Consider the following 4701-nt stretch of genomic DNA (forward strand, 5'->3'; position numbering starts at 1 on the left):
CGTCTTGCGTTCCAGGCCCGGACGGTTCCAGACATCGCCCCAGCAGTATTGGGTGACCAGCTCTTGCATGGCCATGTTAAAGTCGTCGGCATTCTTGATCGACGCGTCGACATACTCGGCACCCAGGACTTCACGACGGGTCTTCAGGCCTTTTTCAAACAGTTCCTTGTTCATTGGTAGCTCCATTGGTTAGGTTGCATCAGGGGTAAGTGGCCGCCGGATCTATTCGGAGCCGGCGGGTATCGGGGTCTCTTTAAAGGGTCGCAGCGTAGATCGCGCGGGCATCGGCCTGCGTGATTTCACGCGGATTGTTCTTCAGCAGCCGCGTCTGCAGCATCGCGTCTTCCGCCATGCGGTCCAGATCGCTTTCCTTGATCCCCACCTGCGACAAGCGGGTTTCGACGTGCAGGCGGGCGGCAAGCCGCTCGAGTTCTTCGATCATCGACATCGCTTTCGCCTCGTCGCTTCCGCGTGCGGCAGGCGCGACGATGGCGGCGAGCTCGGCGTACTGGTGGGCCGCGGCCGGGACATTGAAGCGCAGCACCTCGGGCAGCACGAGCGCGTTCGAAATGCCGTGCACGACGTGGAAAATGCCGCCGACGGGATAGGCCAGCGCATGCACGCCGGCGCACGGCGAACTGGCGACGGCCATGCCGGCGAGCATGGAACCCAGCAGCATTGCCTGCCTTGCGGAGCGGTCCTTGCCGTTTTCGCACACGGCGTCGATGTGGGTGTAGAGCAGCGACAGCGACTTGTACGCGAGGACGTCCGAGATCGGGTTCTTGGTGTTCTTGTTGGTGTATGCCTCGATCGCGTGAACCATCGCATCGATGCCGGTCGCTGCGGTCGCCTTCGGCGGCAGGCCCAGGGTCAGGTCGGCGTCGAGGACGGCGATATCGGCGAACAGCTGGGGCGCCACCACGCCCATCTTGGTCGTTTCGCCGGTGGTGATGATGGAAATGTGGGTCATTTCCGAGCCGGTTCCCGCCGTGGTCGGAACCTGAATCAGCGGCAGACGGTCGCCGGTCACATTGCCGATGCCGTACATCGTCTTCAGTTCCTGGCGGCTGCCGGCGAGCACCGCAATTAGCTTTGCCACATCCATCGAACTGCCGCCGCCCAGACCGATGACCAGTTCGGCCGCGCAGCCGCGCGCAAATTCCGCAGCCTGGATGACCACCGCTTCCGGCGGATCGGCGCGTACATCCGAGTAAATGCTGACGGCGAATCCTGCGTTTTCCAGCGCGGCTACCGGCGCATCCACCAGACCGGTGGCGAGAAAGCCGGGGTCGGTGACGACCAGCACGCGCCGCACTTGCGGGAAATGCTGCCGGATCAGCGAGGCCAGCGATTGCGCCGCACCCGGCGCGGAAACGATGTTTGGTACGCAGCTGAAGTTGAAGGTGTCGATTCTTTCCATTTTGTCCATTCCCGAAAGGTGGAAGAGCTAAATCCTGGAAATCATCTTAATTCTTGTAATACAGTATGTCAATAAGCTTGACATACAAGAATACGAATCCTAAAATCCATCCATCAAAATCAAGAACAGGCGGATCGCACCCGCTTGAGTAGTACGCAGCAACCCGTCGCAGGACGAACGAAGTTCCATATGTCATTAATTTCTGGAGACAACATGTTCAATCCCACGCTCATGAGAATTGCGGCAAGCGCGCTGTCCGCGCTGGCCCTGTCCACTGCCTATGCGCAGTCCAAGCCGGCCGAACTGAAGATCGGCATCACCACCTTCATGACCGGGCCGGCTTCCGTGTTCGGCGTCCCGGCGAAGGCAGCCGCCGAGCTCTACATTGAAGAAATGAATGCGGCGGGCGGCATCAATGGCGCCAAGATCGTGCCGACCTATATCGACGAAGGCGTGGGCACCGACAAGCTGCTGTCCGAGTACCGCCGCGTGGTGCAGGAGCAGGGCGTCAATGTGATGCTTGCCTCGATTTCGAGCGGCAGCTGCAACACGATCGCTCCGGTGGCTGAAGACCTGAAGGTGGTTAACATCATGTGGGATTGCGCTGCCCAGAAGATCCTGGAAGATAAGCGCTACAAGTACGTGGTGCGTTCGCAGGCAAACACCACCATCGAGCACGTATCCGCCGTGCTGTACCTGCTGCGCATGAAGCCCGATTTCAAGACCGTCGCGGTGGTCAACCAGGACTATGCGCACGGCCGCGATTCGTGGGAAATGATCTCGACCGCACTCAAGACGCTGCGGCCTGACGTCAAGATCGTCGCCGAGCTGTTCCCGAAGTTCGGTGCGACCGACTTTTCGACCGAGATCAGTCGCCTGCAGGCGCTGCGCCCGGACGTCATTGTTTCCACTTCCTGGGGCGGCGACCTTGACACCTTCATCCGTCAGGCTGCGCAGCGCGGTCTGATGAAGAATTCGGTATTTCTTCTGCCGCTGGCCGAGAGCTCGCTCGAACGCCTCGGCTCCACGCTGCCTGATGGTGTTCTTGTTGGTGCGCGAGGCGATCACTACTTCTTGCACCCGGAACTCAAGGATGACCCAAAGCTGAAGAACTTTGTGCAGAAATTCAAGGCCAAGACTGGCGGCTATCCAATTTATCCCGTCTTCCACGTTATCCAGGCACTGGAAGCATTGAAAACCGGCTACGACAGGGCCATCAAAGCCAATAAGGGTCAGTGGCCAAACAACGAGCAGTTGGCCGACGCCATGCACAACATCGAATTTCACGGCCTGACACGCAGCGTCAAGATCCGAGAAGACGGCCAAGGCATCGAGGACCAGCTGTTCGGCGTGACGAAAAAAGTCGCCGGCTATCCATTTCCGGTTCTCGACAAGATAACGATCTACCCGGGTGATCTGGTCTTGCCGCCAGTCGGCCAGAAATCCTTGGATTGGGTCAAGACGTTGAAACCTGAAATCGTCAATAGCCCGCGCATCAAGACTTTCTTGTCGAGCGAAAAATAATTTCCTAGTCTTTGGAGACATCATGTTCATACCACTGCTGATTAGATTTGCAGCATGTGCAATCACGGTGTTCGCATTCTCCGGCGCACAAGCGCAAACCGCCAAGCCGATCGATCTCAAAGTCGGAATCACTGCGTTCTTGACCGGTTCTGGCTCAGTGCTCGGTATGCCGGCCAAGATAGCGGCCGAAATGTATATCGAGGAGATGAATGCCGCTGGTGGCATTAATGGCGTCAGGATTTCGCCTATATTCATTGATGAGGGCGTGGGTACGGACAAGATGCTCTCCGAGTACAGACGCGCCGTACAGGAGCAGGGAGCTAGGGTGATGCTGGCGTCCACTTCAAGTGGTAGCTGCAACACCCTAGCTCCCGTAGCGGAAGACCTGAAGGTCGTGAACATTATGTGGGACTGCGGCACTGAAAAGCTGCTCGAAGACAGGCGCTACAAGTACGTAGTACGCACCCAGGCGAATGCGACGACTGAAACAGTGGCAGCTGTCCTGTACCTGCTGCGTATCAAGCCCGATTTCAAATCTATTGCTGTAGTGAACCAGGATTATTCCTGGGGGCGAGATTCCTGGGAACTGTTTTCCAGCACACTCAAGGCGCTCAAGCCGGACGTGAAGGTTGTCGCCGAGCTGTTCCCGAAATTCGGCGCGACCGACTTCTCGACCGAGATCAGCCGCCTGCAAGCGCTACGTCCGGATGTCGTCGTATCAAGTTCTTGGGGCGGGGACCTCGATACCTTTCTGCGCCAGTCCGCGCAGCGCGGCCTGATGAAGAATTCGCTGTTCGTGCTGCCGCTGGCCGAGAGCTCGCTCGAACGCCTTGGCTCCACGCTGCCCGATGGCGTGATCATTGGCGCGCGCGGCGACCACTACTTCCTGCACCCGGAACTGAAGGATGACCCGAAGCTGAAGAACTTCGTGCATAAGTTCAAGGCAAAAGTCGGAAGTTACCCTAGCTACACGGTGTTTCATATGATTCAGGCGCTGGAAGCCCTGAAGGCTGGCTACGACCGCGCGATCAAGGTCAACATGGGCAAGTGGCCGACAAACGAGCAGCTTGCCGACGCGATGCATAACATCGAATTCCGGGGAGTAACCCGCAGTGTCAAGATGCGGGAGGATGGTCAAGGCCTCGAAGATCAATTGTTGGGCGTGACGAAGAAGGTCGGCGGTTATCCGTTCCCGGTGCTCGACAAGATGGCGATTTATCCGGCTCACTTGGTTACTGCGCCTGTTGGTCAGAAGTCCTTGGACTGGGTGAAAACTCTTAAGCCGGAAATGATTAATAGCCCGCACATCAGGGCCTTTTCAACAAGCGAAAATTAAATTCTTAACATCATGAATCAAGAACTGATTTTTCTGGCCATTCTTGATGGGTTGTCATACGCGGCGCTGCTGTTCCTGGTGGCGCTGGGTATTACCCTGGTTTTCGGGGTGATGAACATCATCAACATGGCCCATGGCAGCCTGTTTGCCATAGGGGGTTACGCGGCGGCGACGGTGGGCGCATGGGCGATGGCCATTGAGGCCTCGCCAGTGTGGTCCTTCCTGATGCTGCCGGTGGTAGCCATCGTCGTTGGCGCGCTGTGCGGCGGGCTGATGGAGAAGTACCTGATGCGCCGCATCTACGGCAAGGACCCGGTGCTGCAATTGCTGGTCACCTTCGCCGCCTTCATGATCTTCGAAGACTTGCAGCGCATGATCTGGGGCACGCAGCCGTACTCGACCGTCGAACTGGTCAATTACC

Annotated in this window: 5 protein-coding genes; 3 read left to right on the forward strand and 2 right to left on the reverse strand. The window is 57.9% G+C overall.

The features are described 5' to 3' along the window. Nucleotides 1-174, reverse strand: a 174-nt coding sequence (locus AYR66_RS29990; protein ID WP_474647544.1) for a carboxymuconolactone decarboxylase family protein, incomplete at its 3' end; no start/stop codon positions are given. A 79-nt stretch (nucleotides 175-253) separates the two neighbouring features. Next, nucleotides 254-1411: an iron-containing alcohol dehydrogenase gene (locus AYR66_RS11500; RefSeq protein ID WP_420093128.1), complete on the reverse strand. Its 1158-nt coding sequence runs from the start codon at nucleotides 1409-1411 to the stop codon at nucleotides 254-256. A gap of 222 nt (nucleotides 1412-1633) precedes the next feature. Between AYR66_RS11500 and AYR66_RS11505 the strand changes: the two genes are divergently transcribed. The 3 genes from AYR66_RS11505 to AYR66_RS11515 form a co-directional block, all read left to right on the forward strand. Further along, nucleotides 1634-2944 carry an ABC transporter substrate-binding protein gene (locus AYR66_RS11505; protein ID WP_206047147.1) on the forward strand — a complete coding sequence of 437 codons (1311 nt, stop codon included), beginning with the start codon at nucleotides 1634-1636 and terminating at the stop codon, nucleotides 2942-2944. 22 nt (nucleotides 2945-2966) lie between these two features. Then, nucleotides 2967-4280, forward strand: coding sequence for an ABC transporter substrate-binding protein (locus AYR66_RS11510; RefSeq protein ID WP_088707604.1), 1314 nt, complete (start codon nucleotides 2967-2969; stop codon nucleotides 4278-4280). 12 nt (nucleotides 4281-4292) lie between these two features. Further along, nucleotides 4293-4701 (forward strand): ABC transporter permease subunit (locus tag AYR66_RS11515; RefSeq protein WP_420093102.1); only part of this gene is annotated, 409 nt, incomplete at its 3' end.

The organism is Noviherbaspirillum denitrificans (assembly GCF_002211445.1).
GTDB lineage: Bacteria > Pseudomonadota > Gammaproteobacteria > Burkholderiales > Burkholderiaceae_D > Noviherbaspirillum > Noviherbaspirillum denitrificans.